Consider the following 373-nt stretch of genomic DNA (forward strand, 5'->3'; position numbering starts at 1 on the left):
GGTTATGCACTAACTAAAGATAGCTATAAGCCACCTGGTTATATACCAACCTCAGAATATTGGTTAGAAAATGTGGTCATGACAGCTGGAGGAAATACTACAAGAGCAGATGGTTACGCTAAGATAACATTACTTCAAGGCTTACCATTTTTAACTGTATCATCTTATAACTCCACACAAGCAACATTTAAGGCAGACCACACAGACCCTACACTACTAACTAAAATAGAATACTTTATAGATGATGTACTAAAAGAAACTATAACAACAGATTTAACAGAAGAGAAAACAATTAACTATACATTAGAAGATAATGCACTACACACGCTTAAAATAGTTGTTACAGACAGTGCTAATGCTACAGCAGAAAAAG

The 373-nt window shown here is 34.3% G+C and carries 1 protein-coding gene; it reads left to right on the forward strand.

Going from position 1 to position 373, the window contains the following annotated elements; translation table 11 throughout:
- A partial coding sequence (locus tag KGF41_RS20605; RefSeq protein WP_255611571.1) for a glycine rich domain-containing protein occupies positions 1 to 373 on the forward strand: 373 nt, incomplete at both ends.

The sequence above is a fragment of the Clostridioides sp. ZZV14-6150 genome, from assembly GCF_020657875.1.
GTDB lineage: Bacteria > Bacillota > Clostridia > Peptostreptococcales > Peptostreptococcaceae > Clostridioides.